1 pseudogene is annotated in these 247 nt (G+C 41.7%); it reads right to left on the reverse strand.

Going from position 1 to position 247, the window contains the following annotated elements:
* Nucleotides 1-247: pseudogene (locus CBI42_RS12000) on the reverse strand (LacI family transcriptional regulator); the annotation flags it as partial.

A 247-nucleotide genomic window follows, 5' to 3' on the forward strand; every position in this document is an offset into this window, starting at 1 on the left:
AATCATTAGACGAAATAAACGGGAATTTACCATTCTTTAACGTCATTGAAATGAAAATAAACGGAATATTGGCGCTCTCCAACAATTCGTCATTTGACGGATCCAAGTCAATGGCAACCAACAAGATTCCCATCACCGATCGTTCAATCACGGTTCGAATGGCTTTTGCCTGAATATCAGCGTCACCTTCACCGGCAAAAATAATCATGACACTCAAGTCACGAACTTTGGCCCGTTCCTGAATACC

Source organism: Streptococcus sp. KR, assembly GCF_002238115.1.
Lineage (GTDB): Bacteria > Bacillota > Bacilli > Lactobacillales > Streptococcaceae > Streptococcus.